Origin of the sequence: Actinobacillus suis ATCC 33415 (assembly GCF_000739435.1) — a bacterium.
In the GTDB taxonomy this organism is placed as follows: Bacteria; Pseudomonadota; Gammaproteobacteria; order Enterobacterales; family Pasteurellaceae; genus Actinobacillus; species Actinobacillus suis.
In genome coordinates, this window is the sequence record NZ_CP009159.1 from 1727836 (window position 1) to 1747247 (window position 19412).

The 19412-nt window shown below is 41.0% G+C and carries 11 protein-coding genes; 6 read left to right on the forward strand and 5 right to left on the reverse strand.

The window, feature by feature from the left end; all coding sequences use genetic code 11:
- Positions 1–266 precede the first annotated feature (266 nt).
- Positions 267–2525 (reverse strand): autotransporter outer membrane beta-barrel domain-containing protein, encoded by a 2259-nt coding sequence (locus ASU1_RS07860; protein WP_014992223.1) that lies wholly within the window; start codon positions 2523–2525, stop codon positions 267–269.
- A 120-nt stretch (positions 2526–2645) separates the two neighbouring features.
- Positions 2646–4127 carry a ketol-acid reductoisomerase gene (gene ilvC / locus ASU1_RS07865; RefSeq protein WP_014992224.1) on the reverse strand — a complete coding sequence of 494 codons (1482 nt, stop codon included), beginning with the start codon at positions 4125–4127 and terminating at the stop codon, positions 2646–2648.
- 231 nt (positions 4128–4358) lie between these two features.
- On the opposite strand from ilvC, the gene ASU1_RS07870 reads away from it, so the two are divergent.
- From ASU1_RS07870 to ASU1_RS07885, 4 genes are all read left to right on the forward strand, one after another.
- Positions 4359–5600 (forward strand): paraquat-inducible protein A, encoded by a 1242-nt coding sequence (locus ASU1_RS07870; RefSeq protein WP_014992225.1) that lies wholly within the window; start codon positions 4359–4361, stop codon positions 5598–5600.
- Between the two features lie 163 nt (positions 5601–5763).
- Positions 5764–6864 (forward strand): transglutaminase-like domain-containing protein, encoded by a 1101-nt coding sequence (locus tag ASU1_RS07875; protein ID WP_014992226.1) that lies wholly within the window; start codon positions 5764–5766, stop codon positions 6862–6864.
- Complete coding sequence (locus ASU1_RS07880; protein ID WP_014992227.1) at positions 6836–7189, forward strand: mercuric transporter MerT family protein; 354 nt, start codon at positions 6836–6838, stop codon at positions 7187–7189. Before ASU1_RS07875 ends, ASU1_RS07880 begins: the two co-directional genes overlap by 29 nt.
- A complete protein-coding gene (locus tag ASU1_RS07885; RefSeq protein ID WP_014992228.1) occupies positions 7186–7500 on the forward strand; it encodes a heavy-metal-associated domain-containing protein in 315 nt (104 codons plus the stop codon). Before ASU1_RS07880 ends, ASU1_RS07885 begins: the two co-directional genes overlap by 4 nt.
- 125 nt (positions 7501–7625) lie before the next feature.
- On the opposite strand, the gene ASU1_RS07890 is transcribed toward ASU1_RS07885, so the two are convergent.
- A complete protein-coding gene (locus ASU1_RS07890; RefSeq protein ID WP_014992229.1) occupies positions 7626–8948 on the reverse strand; it encodes an aldehyde dehydrogenase family protein in 1323 nt (440 codons plus the stop codon).
- A gap of 100 nt (positions 8949–9048) precedes the next feature.
- Here ASU1_RS07890 and ASU1_RS07895 point away from each other — a divergent pair, with 100 nt between their 5' ends.
- Positions 9049–9915 (forward strand): AraC family transcriptional regulator, encoded by an 867-nt coding sequence (locus tag ASU1_RS07895; RefSeq protein ID WP_014992230.1) that lies wholly within the window; start codon positions 9049–9051, stop codon positions 9913–9915.
- A gap of 81 nt (positions 9916–9996) precedes the next feature.
- Here ASU1_RS07895 and ASU1_RS07900 read toward each other — a convergent pair whose 3' ends face one another.
- Positions 9997–16719: a S6 family peptidase gene (locus ASU1_RS07900; RefSeq protein ID WP_039195369.1), complete on the reverse strand. Its 6723-nt coding sequence runs from the start codon at positions 16717–16719 to the stop codon at positions 9997–9999.
- A gap of 306 nt (positions 16720–17025) precedes the next feature.
- On the reverse strand, positions 17026–17874 hold the full coding sequence (locus ASU1_RS07905) for an MBL fold metallo-hydrolase (protein WP_014992232.1): 849 nt from the start codon (positions 17872–17874) through the stop codon (positions 17026–17028).
- 272 nt (positions 17875–18146) lie between these two features.
- Here ASU1_RS07905 and ASU1_RS07910 point away from each other — a divergent pair, with 272 nt between their 5' ends.
- Positions 18147–19361 carry an ATP-binding protein gene (locus ASU1_RS07910; protein ID WP_014992233.1) on the forward strand — a complete coding sequence of 405 codons (1215 nt, stop codon included), beginning with the start codon at positions 18147–18149 and terminating at the stop codon, positions 19359–19361.
- The last annotated feature ends 51 nt before the right edge of the window (positions 19362–19412 follow it).

Below are 19412 nucleotides of genomic sequence, written 5' to 3' on the forward strand. Positions count from 1 at the left end.
TAATAGGCTTGCAAGTGTAAAATGCTTTATCTGTTTCATATGTGCAAATATCCATTATTATTCTTATCTAAAACTTACACTAACTGAAGATTAACGTAAATTAAATTCAATATGTTTATTTGTGACACACTTTCAGATGATTAATTACACCACTTTTGTAAATTACTGTTATTTTTACAAATCAAGAAAACAGTAAACGTTTGCCAAAAAAAAGCCCATAAGTTAAATCATAACTTATGGGCTTGGTTTAATCAGTTGGAACCAGCTTACCAGTGATAACGATAAGCAAGTTGTACTTTATATGGTTGATCTAAGTATTTGCCATTGGCTAGGGAAGCCTCTAAACCGATACGATGATTGCCTACCACCGCATTCGCACCGATAGTGCTTTCAATTCGACCTTTGGTCTCCGCTACATCAAAACTATATTGATTTACTCGCACTGCATTCTGATTGGTACGAGTGGTAATGCCGTTTAGTTCTGCATAAGGTTCAAGCTTCCAACCGGCAAAATCAAGATGGTTTGTGACTCGCACGCCTGCTCTTGCAGTTAACGCGGAAATGCCGTCTTCATCCGCTTTGCTTGAAAGTTTCGTCCAAGCGGCTTGTAACTGTGGCGTAATTGTCCAACGACCTAATGTATGAATACGTCCGATTTCGCTCGAAAGCGTATGCGCATTGTAATGGCGTTTACCAGTCTGATTAGATTTTGCCGTAATACGCTCGTATTTTGCGACATTATCCCAATAGAAACCATTATTCGCCAAATAGGTCGCATATGCACCCACGGCTTGTGCTTTCACTTTCGCCGAGCCATATTCACCACCAAATTCTAGATCTGAACGTGAATTTCCGACAAAACCACCGACACGAATATTATCTGTTACCGCAGCATCCGTACCAATTTGAAGCGTATGAATATCTTGTTTAAAGCCGGATGAATGCGCATTTTCCGCAACCTGCATAGCATCTAATTCATTACGACTATTTGCATTACGCACCCAAACATTGCCTTTTTCACCTTGCTTTAATTCACCTAAGCGCTTATGTAAACCTTCTAAGCTATTTTCCACTAATAAAAGCTGAGCCTGACGTAATGAGACTAACGCATTCGAATATTCACTTAGCATCACTTCATGGTTTGCTGTTGTCGGATTTAACGCTGGCACAACAACCGGAGAAACCGGCACGGTTGGAGAAGCGGTCGAATTTGTCGAATTATTTACAGCCGGCGGTGTACTGTTACTTGCAGTTGTGCGTTCTGCGGCATTATTTGACAGAAGCCAATGATTACCGTCTTTTACTAGGCGGTAACGATATGCGCCGGCATCAACATAATCACGCCCTAATAAAGCAAATTTCGCCTTACCTGTTTGGGTTTCAACTAATGTTACCTTACCATTCGCCGATTTTGGTTCATTACCCGAGTCTTTAACATTTAAGCCAAATTCTCCGCTATCGTCTCCGGTTACCACAATTTTATCCGCTTGTTGATTAGCTAAATCTGAATTGAGAGTAAAGCTACCTGTACCAGACAAATTACCAATCGTAAATGTTTGGAAGCCCTCTGCTTTACCGAGGTTTATCGTACTGTTTGTTAAACTCAAATTACTCACTGAGCTTTCATAAGTTGTTCCATCTATAGCAACAACAGGAACATCCCAGTTAGAATTTGCCAGGGTAACGTTGTAAGTTGTGTTGTTATTTGGGATAACCATTGCGCCACCAAGAGTTGAATCCGTTGCTTGGAGATCAATATTCTCAATCGCTGTTAAACCAAAATCATCTTCACTATCCGCCCCCCAAGCAAGTACATCTGAGGTCACGGTCGTATTATTTAACGTTAGCTTCAAACTACCGTACTCAGTACCTGCTCGTCCATTCCACCATGAACCGAGCATAGTTCCGCTGCTCATTGTCGAATTATTGACCGTCACCGTGTTATTCGTACCGGAAAATGAAATGGCATCAGCCTCTGAACCTGCTGTAAGCTTACTGCCTTCAATTGTGAGAGATGACTTTTCAACAAGAACCGCTGAATCCCCACCTAGTGTGGTGAGATTACTGTTCGTTATTGAACCGCTAGAACTATCAAGACTAACCGTTCCCCCTACCTCAGCTTGAGTTAATAAATCACTATTGGAAATATTTATTACAGATTTGTTTCTAGCTTGAATAACATGCTGTCCATAATCATTCGATGCCGTGACCGATAAAGTACTGTTATTAACGTTAACGGTTGAATTGTCTGTATAGAGAATGGTTGAAAAAGTAGGAGAATCGAATTCGGAAGCAGGTGATACTGAGCGACCGAGCGTACTATCGCTAATGGTTAATGTAGAGTTTGTCACAATGGGTGTATAGCCGCTTAAATCCATCTTACATTGATTTAAAACCGCATTAGATTGACCTGTAATAGAATCTAGTTCCGTCTTACATTCCATCGCCATCGCACTGTCTGTATAAACGAATAGCCCACCTGCAAATAATGCTGAATACACAGCTGATAATTTTAATCTTTTCATTCCTAATATCCTTTTATGTTATTAAAACCGCTAACAAGCGGTCATTTTTTCCTAATTTTTTGCAAAAGCAAAAAGACAAAAAGCCCACTTCTTACGAAGTAGGCTCTTTATAATATTTAATTAACCTTGCGATGAAATACGTTTCATATCTGTCATATAACCACGTAACTCTTGACCGATTAATTCAACCGGATGGTTACGGATTGCATCGTTGATATCACGTAAGTAAACGTTGTCGATTTCAGCAGCCGGTGTCGGTTCACCTAAGTCACCTTTTTGTAACATCGGGATTAATTTCTCTGCAAGAATTGGCGTTGCAACATGAGAGAATAAGTAGTTACCGTATTCTGCCGTATCCGAAATTACCACGTTCATTTCGTATAAACGTTTACGAGCGATCGTATTTGCGATTAACGGTAATTCGTGTAATGACTCATAGTATGCAGATTCTTCGTAGATACCACTTGCAACCATTGCATCGAATGCCATTTCTACACCCGCTTTCACCATTGCAACCATTACAACACCGTTATCAAAGTATTCTTGTTCAGAAATTTTGATGCCGTCTGCTTTTGGTGAATTTTCGAATGCGGTTTTACCGGTTTCTTCACGCCATTTGAATAAGTTTGCGTCACCGTTTGCCCAGTCAGCCATCATGGTTGATGAGAATTCACCGCTGATGATGTCATCCATATGTTTTAAGTAAAGGTCATTTAATTGAACTTTGATTTCTTCACTTAATTCAAAAGCACGGATCTTCGCAGCGTTTGATAAACGGTCCATCATTAAGGTGATACCGCCTTGTTTTAACGCTTCGGTAATCGTTTCCCAACCATATTGGATTAATTTGCTTGCGTATGCCGGATCTTTACCGTCTGCCACTAATTTGTCGTAACATACGATTGAACCTGCTTGTAACATACCGCAAAGGATTGTTTGCTCGCCCATTAAGTCAGATTTAACTTCTGCTACGAATGAAGATTCTAATACGCCTGCACGGTCACCACCGGTTGCTGATGCCCACGCTTTCGCAATTGCCATACCTTCGCCTTTCGGGTCATTTTCAGGGTGAACTGCGATAAGTGTCGGTACACCGAAACCACGTTTATATTCTTCACGTACTTCCGTACCCGGACATTTTGGCGCTGTCATTACAACCGTAATGTCTTTACGAATTTGCTCACCTTCTTCAACAATGTTGAAACCGTGTGAGTAACCGAATGCAGAACCTTGTTTCATTAACGGAACAACATCTGCAACCACTTTTGAGTGTTGTTTATCCGGCGTTAAGTTGATCACTAAGTCAGCGGTTGGAATTAATTCTTGGTATGTGCCGACTTTGAAACCGTTTTCGGTTGCACGAGTAAATGACGCACGTTTTTCAGCAATCGCTTCTGCACGTAACGCATAGCTAATGTCTAAACCAGAATCACGCATATTTAAACCTTGGTTTAAACCTTGCGCACCACAACCTACGATAACGATTTTTTTGCCTTTTAAGAAATTGCAGCCGTCTGCGAATTCGCTACGATCCATAAAACGGCAACGACCGAGTTGGTCTAATTTTTGACGTAAGTTTAATGTGTTGAAATAGTTAGCCATTTTGTGCTTCCTTATTTATATGTATGATGTTGAGTGTGTTGTTTTATGATGTTGTGTTTACACATTGTTATGTTTTATGCAATCGATTATACGGACTTTTTATATTGCGTAAATTGATATTATTGCGACATTAAATTGCAAAAATTGCAACGTAATTTATTGATAAAAAATGACCGCTTGCAATACAGGTCATAAAGTAGAAAATAGCACTCCTAAAAAATAGGAAAATAGATGAAAATAAATAAGATAACTTTACAGCAATGCCCGGAATGTGAAACGGTGGTAGAAGTGCCGCAAGATCTGCCGTTTCAAATATCCGTTTGTCCCAATTGCCACGACGTACTACGCCCGGCGAATAGTTGGAGCTTACGCCGTTGTTCAATTATCGCCTTAGCGATTTTAATTTTATTACCCTTTGCACTCACTTTTCCGTTAATGAGTATCGACTTACTCGGTGTGCCGATTCACGCAACCGTATGGGGCGGGGTTTGGAAAATGGCGACTGAAGGCTATCCTTACACTGCATTTATGGTCTTGCTCTGTTCTGTCGTGTTTCCGATTTCGTTTGCAATGTTAGTGCTGACAATCAGGCTCCAAAAATTACTGGGACATCGCCCTCGTTACACCTTGATTTTGCTATCTCGCATTCAAGAATGGGTAATGTTAGACGTTTATCTGGTCGCATTAGCCGTAGCGGCGTTTAAAATTCGTGATTATGCGGATCTCAGCTTTAGTATTCATCTTAGTGCTTTTGTGATCGTGACGATTTTAACCACCTTGCTGTTTATTAAAATCGATCCGAAAGAAGCTTGGGCATATTTCTATCCCGAATACCACCTGCTTCCGAAAGGCTATCCAACTCATCCTTCGTTATGCCCAACGTGCGAATATACGTTCGATGAAAAGATTGTCGATTTAAAAGGTCGCCAGCGTTGCCCTCGCTGCGAAAGCAACTTAGCCATTCCGGATAGCATAAAATTACAACGAGTGTGGGCGTGTTTATTAGCGGGTGTAGTGATGATGATTCCGGCAAATACGTTGCCAATTTCCGCAACCGGATTAGCCGGTTCGGTTTCTGCCGATACCTTATTTTCAGGGGTACTCACCTTTATCAGTATGGGCAGCTACAGTGTGGCGGCGATCGTATTTATTGCAAGTATTGCCGTGCCATTCAGTAAAGTGGCGATAATTTTATATCTGCTGTTAGCGATTCATTACAAATGGAAACACCCGATTCACTGGCAAATGAAAGCGCTACATTACGTGCATTTTGTCGGACGTTGGTCAATGCTGGATTTATTTGTATTGGCGTTAATGATGTCCCTCTTGGAACGAGGACAAATTCTCAGCTTTTCGGTCGGTGATGCGGCATTTTTCTTTGGGGCGGCAGTATTCCTCACTATGATTGCCTCAAGTAATCTGGACGCCAGAATGCTATGGCGAATCCACTATTCCAACGAGAAAAAACGCTAAAGACAAGCGGTTAAATTTGGCGAAAAATTTGCAAATTTCAGCCAAAATTTGACCGCTTATTTTTATTTGTACGCTTTCCTATTTATACGTTTTGATCTATTATGCACCCGTCTCATTCATCCTGAGTGAAATATAACAAGTTTGTTTATTTTAAGGATCTCTCATGAAAAAACTGCTATTAGCCACCTTGCTGGCAAGTTCGACTGCATTCGCTGACCAAGTCCCAAGTTATAACACCACCACTCATACTTACGAATTTAATCAAAGTTACGATCTTGTTGTGCCGCAAGGTTCAAAAGGCGAAACTAATTTATGGGTGCCGTTACCGTTCAGTAATGATTACCAAGATGTCAAATCGATTGAATTTGAAGGCAACTACAATAAAGCCTATATCACGGAAAACAACCAATATGGTGCGAAAACACTATTCGCAAATTGGGATGAAAAAGCGCAAAAACGTTTGTTAAAAGTAAAACTTGTGGTGCAAACCAAAGATCGTGAACCAATGGCAACCGGTGCATTAAACAGTTATCAACCGCCGGAAAAAATCATTTATTCGGTGGATGTACAAGAGTATCTCAAACCGACTACGCATATCAAAACAGACGGAATTGTGAAGCAATATGCGGACAAAATTGTCGGCAAAGAAACCAACCCGCTGAAAAAAGCTGAGCTGATTCATAAATGGATTGTGGAAAATATGGAACGTGATAATTCCGTATTAGGCTGCGGTGACGGTGATGTGGAAAAAATGCTGACTACCGGTGTGTTAAAAGGCAAATGTACCGATATTAACTCGGTGTTCGTTGCTTTAGCACGAGCGTCTGATATTCCGGCACGTGAAGTATTCGGCATCCGTTTAGGCTCGGCACCGAAAATGTCGAAATTCTCTAAAACCGCCTTCGGTAGCGCAAAAGACGGTATCGCTAATGAAAATAGCGGACAACATTGCCGTGCCGAATTTTATTTAGCCGGTTTCGGTTGGGTGCCGGTTGATTCAGCGGACGTGGCGAAAATGCGTTTAACCGAGAAAAAAGCGGTCAATGATGCGGATACACAAGCCGTTTCGAAATACTTATTTGGTAACTGGGAAGCAAACTGGATGGGCTTTAACCACGCACGTGATTTCGACTTATACCCGCAACCGGAATTAACCCCGATTAACAATTTCGGTTATCCGTATGCTGAGGTTGGCGGCGATCCGCTTAATTCATTTGATGCAAAAGAGTTTGGTTATGAGCTTATCTCAAAAGAACTCAAATAAGCACTTTTTTGCCTCACTTACCGCAGCTCTAGTGGCGGCGGTAAGCTCAACGGTATGCTGTATTGCACCTTTGGTTTATCTGGTGTTCGGTATTTCTTCACCGTGGCTGGTTAGTCTCAGCGAGTATGAATATTTACAACTACCGTTATTATTCGTTTCGCTTGGTGCATTCGGTTACGGCTTTTGGTTACTGATGTTTTCTAACAAAATTATTTGTACCAAATATTGTTCACACCGCACCTTGATAATTTTATATTGGATTGCTTTTGCGATTATTCTATTTTTCTTGAGCTATCCGTTTGTTTTACCTTGGTTATTAGCATGAAAAAATTACTGTTTATTTTGCTTTTTTCTGTCGGAGTTTCACCGCTTGTTTATGCCAATGAAGCTATGCCAAACGGCAATGTAGCAGCTGAACAACAAGCACAAAAAGAAGTGAATTTTTATATTAAAGAAATGAACTGCCAATTATGCGTCTATTTGGTTAATAAAGAATTGCGTGTGATTAATGGGGTGATTTCAACCAAAGCGAATATGAAAGAACGTAAAGTCAAAATTATCGCGAACGAAAATGTTTCGCTAGAACAGATGGTCAAGGCGATTGAAAAGCTCGGTTATACTGCCGAACAAATCTAAAAAAACAAGCGGTCAAATTTCCTCAATTTTTTGCAAAAAATCTAAGAAATTCGACCGCTTTTCCATGTTTTTCTATTTCATACAATACTTCTTTGCCTACTTATCCCAAGTAGATAAAGAATCATTTAAATGCGTTTAATCACGCTTTTTCCATGACTCATTTCATAGAAACTGTGTGCGCCGTGATACCCCCCCATACCGCTATCACCCACACCGCCAAAAGGCAAGCCGGCGTGTGTTACATGCATAAAGGTATCATTAATACAGCCGCCACCGAATGACACTTCATTTAATACTTGCTCTTCCGTTGCTTTGTCTTGCGTGAATAAATACAGCGCCAACGGTTTAGCATTTGCTTTCACTTGAGCAATCGCTTCATTCATCGTTTTAAAAGTCAACATCGGGAAAATAGAACCGAAGATTTCTTCTTGCATTACCGGGCTTTGCCAATTCACTTCATCGATCAAAGTAAACGCCAGTTTGCTGGTTTCATCGTTATATTCTCCGCCGACTAACACTCGTCCGTCATTTAAAAACGCTTTTAAACGTTGATAATGACGAGGGGTAACTACTTTAACATGATCCGCTATCTCGGTCGGATTTTTACCCTGATAGATCGCATTGATACGCTGTCTGATCTCCTCAACTAAACGATCTTTTACGTTCTCTTGCACCAATAAATAGTCCGGCGCAATACAAGTTTGTCCGCTATTAAACACCTTGCCGAATAAAATACGTTCCGCTGCTAATTTCAGATCTGCTGTTTCATCCACGATACAAGGGCTTTTCCCGCCTAATTCCAGCGTTACCGGCGTTAAATGTTTTGCCGCCGCCGCCATCACGATTTTCCCAACCGGCACACTACCGGTAAAGAAAATATAGTCGAATTTCTCGGTCAATAGCTGTTGGTTTACCGCAACATCGCCTTCCACTACGGTGAAGTAATTCGGTTCGAAGTATTCCGCAACTAATTTAGCCAAAAGTGCTGAAGAATGTACGGTAAATTCCGAAGGTTTTAGGATAATCGTATTACCTGCCGCCATCGCACCGATAATCGGCGAAATCGAAAGCTGTATTGGGTAATTCCACGGTGAAATATTTAAAAACACACCATACGGCTCATAAATAATTTGTGCGTCCACTTTTGCGCCCATCACCATTTCAGTAATTTCTGACTGCCCTGCCGATTTTGGTTTCGCCAACTCATCCAAGTTTTCTAACATAAAATCGATCTCATGCACGAGCATATCGATTTCGGTTAAACGGGCTTCCGATTCCGGTTTATTTAGGTCGTTAAAAAGCGCCGTTAAAATTGCCTGATCATTTTCAATTAACATCGCTTTTAAGCGCTGTAATTGCGCTTTGCGAAACGCTAACGGCTTGGTTGCGTTACTATTAAAAAAATCTCGTTGCGCTTGCACGAGATTTGCAATTTGTTGTTGATTCATTTTTATTCCCTCCCTATTGGTTACGGATGGCTACATTATAGAAATCTGCTAATTTTAGTGTTAGCATAAACCACCAAAGTTTTTGCACAATTCTATAAAAATGAAATTACTCGAAAAAGTTAAACCATTAATTGACCCTCAAAAATTTCATCATACTTTTGAAACATTGCTGCCTGATTTTCATATTTTTCACACCAATAAAACCGGCGGAGATGTAATTCAAATTGAAAAATCCGGCTTCTCAGTCGTATTGCAAGGTTCAAAAGAAGTGCAAATCGGTGAATATCATTACCAATATCGGGCAGGTGATTTTGCTTGCTATGCGGTAGATATGCCTATTCTCGCGCATTATCAGGCAACACCAGAACAGCCTTATATTGATTTACGCTTTTACCTGCCGCCGGAGCAACTTCAGCAATTAACCGAAGCTTTACTTAGCCAAGATTATGCTTTTCCTTCTTTTTCGGGCAAAAAACCGCTCAGTCAGCTCTCTCCTGCTTTGGAAGACGCTTTATGCCGTTTAATTGATTTACACAATTCACCAAATGACATACCGATTCTCTATCCGTTATTACAACAAGAAATCATCTATCGTTTACTGTGTAGTGAACAGGGAGGATTATTACGAAAAATTGCGACCCAAGGCTCAAATACCCAGCGAGTAGCAAGTGCGGTTGAATGGCTGAATCAGCATTATAACCAGCCGTTTAATGTAGAAGAATTAAGTACGAGCATCGGTATGTCCAGTTCCGGTTTTTATGCACATTTTCGCCAGCTTACGGGTATGAGCCCGTTGCAATATCAAAAGAATCTGCGCTTAGCACAAGCACATCGCTTACTGAAAACCGGTACGAAGACCATTTCTGAAATTGCCTATCAGGTAGGTTATGACAGCCTACCGCAATTCAGCCGTGAATATAAACGAGCATTCGGCAAAACCGCGAGAGAAAGCCTTAAGGCAGGCTAATACAAGCGGTCGAATTTACTGATTTTTTTGCAAATCGCTAAAAGAAAACCCGGCCAAAGCCGGGTTTTCTGATTAGAGACGTTAGAAACTATAATTCAAACTTGCCGATACCTCACGGTTACGCTCATTACCGAAACGTTTCTTAAAGTCTGTTTGTAGAGAGACATTTGGTATCATCTGCCATTGTAAACGAGTATGACTTTCCGCATGCGGTTGACTTAAAGCAGTGAACGCAGTCTCATTGATGTTCAACTTCGCTTTTTCCGTAGGCTTATAATAATCGACACTGGTACTAAAGGTGACATTATTTGTCCCTACACTCAACGTGATACCGGTCCCTACCTCTTGAGAAAGCCCTGTTGAAGACAACTGATTTCCGTGCATATCACGATGAGCAGCCATACGATTACTCTCTAAGTTATACATAACTTTTGGCATTAACCCTAATTCAAAGTCTTGTTTATCCCACATAATAAAACGATAGCCCAAAGCGGTATTTACCGAAATACCTTTACTATGATAGTCGTCTCGGAATCCCTCACTTTTCACTTGGTGCTTATCCCAATGATAAACGGCACTACTACTAAATTGAACGCCTTCATCTTGAGCATATTGTGCAAAAAACCCAGCATTTAATACGGTAGATTTTCCGGTCGATTTATAAACGGTATAAGTTGGGTCAACCGATAACGTTTGTTTCTCTGCCCCTAATAACACACCGGTACGCCAATTTCGCGCAGTAAATAGATTCGCACCGATATTAATACCTGTTGAATTAGATTTCACCTCAAGTTGTTGACTTGCTTCAACATTGGATTTTGCTTGTTCACCGAAAGCACTCAACCAAACACTTTGACCGTTATTATTCTCCATAAACTCGTTCAGTTTATGTTTAGGATCTAGTTGTGCTAAGTATGCGCCAACTTCGGAACGTAAAATACGTTGTGTCGGCTCCGGCTGCATAACCGGCAATTCTGCCGTAGCTTTTTCCGCTACAGTCACGCTATCCCCTTTAGCTTGGGTAGCCGGTGTTGCAGCTGTCGGTTTATCTGCTGTAACACTCGTACCTTTCGACTGAATAACCGGAGTGGTGGCAGTCTGCTTATCCGCTGTGACACTTGTGCCTTTCGACTGAACGATTGGCATTGCTGTTTGATCTGCCGTTACGCTCAAACCTTTTGATTGAATAGCGGCTGAAGCTGTCGCCGTTGGTTTAAGCACTGTAACTCCCGAACCTTTAGACTGAACAACCGGTGTTGCCGCTATCGGTTTATCTACTGTAACTCCTGTGCCTTTCGACTGAATAACCGGTGTCGCTGCTGTCGGTTTATCTGCTGTAACCCCTGTGCCTTTCGACTGAATAACCGGTGTTGCAGCTGTCGATTTATCCGCCGTAACACCTGTGCCTTTCGACTGAATAACCGGTGTTGCCGCTGTCGGCTTATCTGCTGTAACCCCTGTGCCTTTCGACTGAACAATCGGTGTTGCCGCTGTCGGTTTATCTGCTGTAACCCCTGTGCCTTTCGACTGAAGAAGCGGAGTTGCTGCCATTGGTTTATTTGCTATTACACCTGCGCCGTTCTGTTTAGGGATCACGCTGGTTAACAACCAATTAGCCTCGCTGCCTTGCATTTGTTTTAATAAAACATACTCAAATGCACCGGCGGTATAACGCTGATCTAAATTAAACTGCGCCTCAGACTGACCTTTAATATTAATTAAGTTGATCCCAACTGGCGTCAAAGCCCCTTTCCCGTTGAAATTACGTACTGAGAGAGTTGATTGCCCCTTAGCATCACCGTTAATCATTAATTTATCAGTCGCCGAATTGTCGTCATATAATGTGGTATCAAACACTAGACGGCTACCTCGTTCGCCCACATAGTTACCACCAACACGTAATCTATCTTCAACAGACGTACCCGTTTGGCTATTCAAATAAACCAAGCCTTTATTTACAAGATTTCCAGCAATTTCGACCGCTTGTTGTGCCATATAAAACACGCCTTGCGGATTCACTTGTAATGTTCCGGCAAGATTCTTGGTTGCAAGCGAGCCTGTATCAATCGTCGTTAAACCGGTGTATGACATATCTTGCTTAAATGTCGCAGCCGCCGAACCTGTTTTTAATAGGTTTCCGGCGCCAATCAAATTAAAATTAACTTGCTCAGTACTATTGAAATCTAATTGTAATGTGGCGTCTTTTTGTGCCGAAATCGATTTTGCATTTGCAACTGTCGCTGTATTCGCTAATGCTAATGTGCCGTTCTCCACTCGATAATCACCGCTGAAGGTATTATTCGTATTAGCAAAACGTAATACTCCTGCACCGGCTTTCACGAATGTACCTGCTCCGCTACGTTTCGGGTCAAGCGTGATTTGTTCATCTTTTGCAAGATCAAAAATAAATTCGCCCGCTTGTGCATTCAATTCCGAAGCCAGTACAGGCATTGCTTGAGCGCCACGTAATGTCAGCTTACCGCTTGCCGATGTTTGGTTAATTGAACCAGTAAAATCTCTGTTGTCACCGGCAAGAATCAATGATTTATTTTGCGAATGCACAAAGCCATGATTTCTCGCATTGGTATTTTGAGTAAAGCCGGCATTCACTATTTGTCCGTCTACGCCATCAATTTCAAGTAACTTATGCGCTAAGCTAAATTTGCCGTAGAACTTACTGATATCTCCGGTTAATGCAATTGGAATATGCCCCGCAATTTGCGTCACCGCATTTTTCTCACCGGCAAGATTGCCGCTGAAAGTCACCTTCGTACCAAAGCCACCGTTGCTATTACGTAAACTGCTGTTGCCAATGAAAGTAATATTGTTATTGAAATTACTTGCTCCGCCACCACCGTTCCATGCCCAGTGAGATACGCCGATTGAGCTATTATTTAAAATCACCTCTTTCTTCGCCGTACCTTTTGCATTTGAATAATCACGCAAATCCAATACTGAACCATTGGTTAATTCAAGTGTACCTTGAGCATCAAAGAAGCCGGCTGCTTGACTATTTGCCGAGGCACTTGCTGCATTTAATACTAATTTACCCGCGGTTTTACTACTATCAACGACTTTGCTATTTAAGACTAAATCCGCATTTTGTAACGTAAGCGTGTTGCCGTTAAAGTCAAAATTTTTCACATAGAACGAGCGTTCTTTTTTCGCTGCGCTTGCAGTTTTTGCAACATCATTGAAATCAATTAACTGATTGTTTTTAGCTAACGTTAAGCTATTTAATGTTGCAATCCCCTTAACAGTTGAAAGCAATGACGTACGAGAGCCATTCGTATTCAATACGACATTACCCGCAGATTGAGCACCGGTATTTAAGATCGCATCATTATTAACCGTAATCTGAGTATCAGCTCCAACCGCTTGTGCGTGCTCAAGGCTTAACATTCCTTGGTTAATATCCACATTCGTTAAATCCGATCCATTTGTCGCTAGGCGTAAATTGCCCTCTCCGGCTTTAACTAAATGAAGCTTACCGCTCAGTGCCGCCGAAAGCGTTTTAGTAAGATGTTCAAACGAACCGAATGGTGCGACTTTTTCACCAGATGTAGTCGTAAGTTCTAGCTTACGAACAGTATCTGTCGTATTTTTAATCGCCGCAGAAGCATCATTCTGCCCTAACTCAACGCTAGTGTTTGCATTTAACTTAAGCAAACCGTTTCTTAACAGATTTAATGTATTGCCTGTACCTAATGCTGCATCATGAGTGATATTTAAAGTGATATCGCCTATCGCTTTATCACGATGACCTTGAACGGTAATATTGCCTTTAAAATCATTTGCTTGCGTTAAAGTAATTTCACCGCCCCAATAGCCTTGCCCATCAACAGTCAGATTCTGATTGCCACTGAGCTTTGTATCTAACACTAACTCACCTTCACCGCCAAAGCGATAACCGCTTTTAGTTGCATCCAGCTTCGTGAGGGTAACTTTCTCTCCTTCTTTAACACCAATAGCTACACGCTCATAATTGGCTAAAGGAGTTAAATCACTCTTCTGATTAACTAACAATACCCCTTCGGTTTCATTACCTTGGCTGATATTTTTCATCAGGTTCGCATTTGCCATTGCGGCATAGCCTAATGAAATACGTGCGCGACCTAATGAATCTTCGAATTGCGTATCTAACTCAACATTACCGACCGTTACCGTACCGTTAAAATCTGGGTTGTGCGAAGCAATAACCACTTTACCTGTTTGTTTTGCATTACCAATCGCCAATGATGCATCTTGTTTCAGATTACCTAAAACCGTTACCGTACCCTTTGCACCACCTAAGCGAAGCTGATCATTGTTGAGCGTTTTATTAGTTTCACCGAGTTCAAGAGTGGTTGTTGAGCCTAAATATAAATTCGGTTTCGCATTAAAGGCACTAATGTAATCGGCTAACTTACCCGAAAATGCCAATACACCCCGCGTATCGTTAGCAATCACATTTAAAATCTCACTGACCTTATTAGTATTGCCCATTGCATTTAGCACACCAGCTTCCGACATTGGCCAAACACCTGCAGTGTTACCTAAACTTTTAATATCGGCAACATCTGCTTGCCCTTCTTCAATACGTGCTTGATTAAAGCTATTTTTGCCGTTTAATGCCGCTGTACCTTTGCCATATTTAGTAAAAGTACCTCCAGTAACATCAGCGTTAATTGTGGTGGTAAAGTCTTTCTCTACTTCTGACGTCAGTTGAGCGCCTTGAGCTAGAGTTACTGTACCGTTTAGTACCGCACCTTCTTGTAAACCTTGTTGTGGCTGTTTAGGATCTAAACTGCCAACTACGGTATCTACCGCTAAAATGGCATTGTTTTGTACATTGAATGCAGCTTCCGCTTTCGCTTTGCGCGCAACGGTAAATTTCGTGCCATCCGCTATCTCAACTTTACCAGCTTTAAAGCTAGCCGATTGAAAGTCCGTATCATCAACATAATTTGCTGCGTGCGGTGTATAGTAATTTCCAAGCACAATTTGACCACTTGTTAGATTAAAATTGCCCTTAATCTCCGAATTACCTTTTAAACGCCATTCCGAATTTTTTGTTTTCGGTGCGTACGTCACATTTAGCGTACCACCATTTTTATCGTTAAACGCACCTAAGAAAGTACGCGTGCCGTTGTGCGGCGCAAAGCTGAAGGTGCTTGCTTTATTCGCATTATTATTGGTAATGGTCGCACCGGTATCCAAATGGTAAATATCATTCCATTCCGGAGAAGTCCCGTTTAAATCTAAAATACCACCACGTGTACCAAAGGCAAATCCAACCGTATTCGTTTGATCTTTATCTTGCGTAATTTTTAACTGGTTCTTATCTTTTAACACCACCGTTCCACGTCCGGAAGCTAAACGAATATGACTTGCCGCATAACCGTTTTGGCGCTCAAGATAAGTAGTACCGTCACCGATATTTAATTCCGCTTCATTATTGCTACTGCCTTGTACACGGAACGTACCTTCACCGATTTTTCGCCACGTATCACCGGCTTGACCAGTCAACGTACTGGTGAGAGTTGCACCTTTATTTACAATATAACCGGCACTGTTTAAGCGCCCGTTACCGCCAAGGATAAAGTTTTGATTAAAGGTTAGCGAGCCGGCACCCATATTAATATCAGCACCGTCAGTCACATTGATCGTACCGCCTTGGCCGCCAAAAATAAGATCTTTACTTTTTGCCCAAATCGCTTGTGTTTCCGCATCGGTCGCTTTTTCCGGTACTGTTGCTAAACTGTGATAAGTCACTTCTTTACCATCAACGGTTAATTTACCCTCGCCCGTTGTCGTATCTTGCTTTTGCCAAGTAATAGATGAAGTTGTGCTTGTGGTGTTAATCGGTGCATCAATGTAACTTGCAATGCGTTTTTCCGTCCATTCCGGTGCCGAGCGCAGATAAGAATCTTTTGCGTAACCCTCACCACCGCCACCGGCTTGGTTTGCAGCGATCAGCCACCATTTTTGCTTTGCTTCATCCCACCAATAAACAGGACTACCACTGTCTCCACCTTTAGTACCAATATCTAATGCTGTTTTAGCAGCATTAGTGATCGCCAAGGTATAAGTCATTCGTTCGCCATAAATTGAATGCCAAAGAATTTGGTTTAAACCGCCTGAAAGCCAGCCGTAACAGCCGTCCGCTTCACCACAACCGGCAGCTGCGGTAGAGCCGTCAACGGCTTTAACTTGCACCCCACCACCGGCACGAGCCAATAGCGCACCACGTCCTAATGCTTTTCCAAGTAATGCTTTAGTTTCACTGCTTGACAACATTTCTGTCGGGGCAACTTCCGTCACCACAGAACGATAACGGGTAAATTTATAGTCGAACCCCGGCGTCTCGTTATCCACTGCACGTTTTGTCGTTTCACCTAACTTATAGTAATTTTCGTTTTTATCGGAGCCATTAAATAAAGTACCGTCATTATGAATATAAAAACGGCGAGCCCAAGTCAGATTATCCGTATAAGGAACGTGAGCAACAGAGATCCCGTAGCTTGGATTGAAAACGGTAGAATAACCGCCGTTATAGGAAGTCATTTTGCCGGTATCGCTATCATTGGTTGCACTAAAATCGGGCATATGTGCCACCGTACCGGAAAGGGTTCCGTCCGTTTTATATACAGGAACATTAGTTGCCCCCGGTTGGAACACACCACGGTTTTCCGCAAAATCACGATAAGTTTGCACATCAATATCATGGCGCATTACGCCGGCATTTATGCCTTGAGAGGCAAGTGTAGATAAGACCAAAATGGAAATTTTTGATTTCCTAAATTTAGATTGAATAAGTTGCATTAGACTTCTCTTGTAATTGTAATTGATGAACAATTTCAGTACGTTTTTCATACACAAATTGTTAGCAAATTGTAATATTTCTAATATATGAAAGCTATTCACCTGTTTAGCAAGTCAACAAAAAAAGCACTCATAAAACTGAGTTTTACAACAAAATCTACTTTATTTATAAAGAGTTACATCATCCTTAAAGCCAACATAAAGTACTGTAAATAAAATGTTATTTTCAGATAAAACAACAAGCGGTCAAAATTCGCAAAATTTTTACGAAATTTGACCGCTTGTTAAATGGACGTATATATAAAATTAGTATTTAAGCGTTTCGCCTTCAGTTGGCACTGCAACTTGTTTTAAGCCTTTTGCTTTCACAAATTCACGCATATCTTTAGTGCTTACCGTTGCATGGTTTACAGCGTCCATATGCACAGTGATGATGTCTGCTTTTGGTGCAACTTTACGCATTTTCGCTACATCTTCGGTACTCATAATAATCCCACCTTTTGGCTCGATCATACGAGCATCGCCTGTGTTCATCACGATCACTTCAGGTTTGAAATCTGCAATTGCATTGTCCACAGATTGATTCCAAATCGTGTCGCCCACAACATAAGTAGTTTTCTCGCCTTTTGCTTCCATCACAAAGCCCATCGCATCACCTAACATTTCCGCTAACATTGGGTTTGCGTACATTGCGTCTGTACCGTGCTGACCGCCTTTAACACGTGTTAATTTCACGCCGTTAAATTCAGTGTGGTTGCCCACTACACGCACATCTTTAAAACCTTGACCACGAATGATTTTTGCATCGTCCGCATTTTGTACGAAAATCGGTAAATCTTTTGGTAATTTCTCTTGTGCCGCTTTATCCCAGTGATCATCGTGAGTATGAGTAACGATTACCGCTTGCACACCTTTAATCACATCTTCCGCTGATTGTTTCATATCAATCAATGGATTACGTTTTTCAAAGTTCACTGTGCCAGCAAAACCTTCATAAGCACCTTTCGTTGCTAAATATGGATCAACTAAGAATGTTGTGCCTGCGTAATTGATTTTCGCTGTTGCGTTACGAACGTGTTGATATTCCATTGCTGATGCTGAGTTTGCTACTAATAAACCTAATGTTAATGCTGATAAAGTTGCTTTAAGTTTCATATTGTATCCTTTGTAAAATTTTTCCGAAAAACGACCGCTTGTTGCGGTGTGGGGATATTATGCAGATTTCCCCAAAACAAAAACATTGACTTATTTGCCACAAAACAAAAGATTCGGGTCAAGTTTAATTGGGGGATAAAATGGCTAAAATCCACCGCACTTTTGATTTCATTTATAAATGAAACTTTTGGCAATTTCTTAAAAAGTTTAAAGTATAATTGAAACCTTTTAAAATTATCACTATAGTATCAATTATAAATTAAGGGAGAGTTATGAAAAAAGATTTAGTCTATCGTAAAAAATATCTAGAAAAAGTTCGTCCATTTATCGGTAAAAGCTTAATTAAAGTCTTCACCGGGCAACGCCGTGTTGGCAAAAGCTACTTACTGTTTCAGATTATGCAAGAGATCCAAGCTGAGGATAGAAACGCCCACATCATTTATATCAATAAAGAAGATCTCGCTTTTAGCCACATCACAAATGCCGAAACGCTAAATTCATTTGTTCAGGAACAGAAAAAGTGCGGTCAGAAAAATTATATTTTTATTGATGAAATCCAAGAAATCACAGATTTTGACCAAGCATTACGTTCACTCCTGCTTGATGACGAACTAGATTTATATTGCACAGGTAGTAATGCTCACTTGCTGTCACGAGATATTGCAGGGGCATTAAGCGGACGGGCGATAGAAATTAACGTACATCCGCTTTCTTATTTTGAATTTTTAGAATTTATGCAGTTAGAAGACAGCGATAAAGCCATGTCGCTTTTTTTAAAATATGGCGGTTTGCCTTATTTGAAAGATTTGCCGTTGCAAGACAACATCGTGTTTGAATACTTACGAAACATTTATTCCACCATCGCAATTCGAGATATTGTAAATCGTTATTCATTACGCAATGTGCAATTTTTGGAACAACTGACGCAATTTTTAGCCAGTAATATCGGTAACTTGTTTTCCGCAAAAAAAATCTCGGACTTCTTAAAATCACAAAAAATTACCACTTCCACCACACAGGTGCAAAACTACGCCGAATACCTTGCCAATGCCTTTTTAATCCACAAAGTGCCACGCTATGACATTGAAGGAAAACGTATTTTTGAGATTGGTGAAAAATACTATTTTGAAGATTTGGGGCTTCGTAATGCGCTGATTGGTTACCGAGTGCAAGACCGAGGAAAGTTACTGGAAAACACCATTTTCAATCATCTCAAAATCGCAGGCTATGACGTAAAAATCGGCGGATTAAACAGCCAAGAAATTGATTTTGTCGCAGAAAAAAATGGTGAACGCATTTACGTACAAGCTACACTCACAATCAACGAAGAAAAAACACTGGAACGAGAATTTGGTAACTTGCTGAAAATCCAAGACAACTATCCGAAATATGTGGTTACAATGGATGAATTTGAGGGAAATACGTTTGAGGGGGTACAGTGTTTGAGTTTGAGGAAGTTTTTGAAGGGTGTTTTCGTAAAAAATTAAAAAGTGAACACTGCTTATGTATTACTTTTCAATCAGTCTAATTATTAGCTA

Excerpts from the sequence above, each read along its gene's own strand:
- ASU1_RS07910 (WP_014992233.1), top strand. The coding sequence starts at position 18,147 with ATGAAAAAAGATTTAGTCTATCGTAAAAAATATCTAGAAAAAGTTCGT.
- ASU1_RS07890 (WP_014992229.1), bottom strand. The coding sequence starts at position 8,948 with ATGAATCAACAACAAATTGCAAATCTCGTGCAAGCGCAACGAGATTTT.
- ASU1_RS07870 (WP_014992225.1), top strand. The coding sequence starts at position 4,359 with ATGAAAATAAATAAGATAACTTTACAGCAATGCCCGGAATGTGAAACG.
- ASU1_RS07875 (WP_014992226.1), top strand. The coding sequence starts at position 5,764 with ATGAAAAAACTGCTATTAGCCACCTTGCTGGCAAGTTCGACTGCATTC.
- ASU1_RS07895 (WP_014992230.1), top strand. The coding sequence starts at position 9,049 with ATGAAATTACTCGAAAAAGTTAAACCATTAATTGACCCTCAAAAATTT.
- ASU1_RS07905 (WP_014992232.1), bottom strand. The coding sequence starts at position 17,874 with ATGAAACTTAAAGCAACTTTATCAGCATTAACATTAGGTTTATTAGTA.
- ASU1_RS07880 (WP_014992227.1), top strand. The coding sequence starts at position 6,836 with ATGAGCTTATCTCAAAAGAACTCAAATAAGCACTTTTTTGCCTCACTT.
- ASU1_RS07885 (WP_014992228.1), top strand. The coding sequence starts at position 7,186 with ATGAAAAAATTACTGTTTATTTTGCTTTTTTCTGTCGGAGTTTCACCG.
- ilvC (WP_014992224.1), bottom strand. The coding sequence starts at position 4,127 with ATGGCTAACTATTTCAACACATTAAACTTACGTCAAAAATTAGACCAA.
- ASU1_RS07860 (WP_014992223.1), bottom strand. The coding sequence starts at position 2,525 with ATGAAAAGATTAAAATTATCAGCTGTGTATTCAGCATTATTTGCAGGT.
- ASU1_RS07900 (WP_039195369.1), bottom strand. The coding sequence starts at position 16,719 with ATGCAACTTATTCAATCTAAATTTAGGAAATCAAAAATTTCCATTTTG.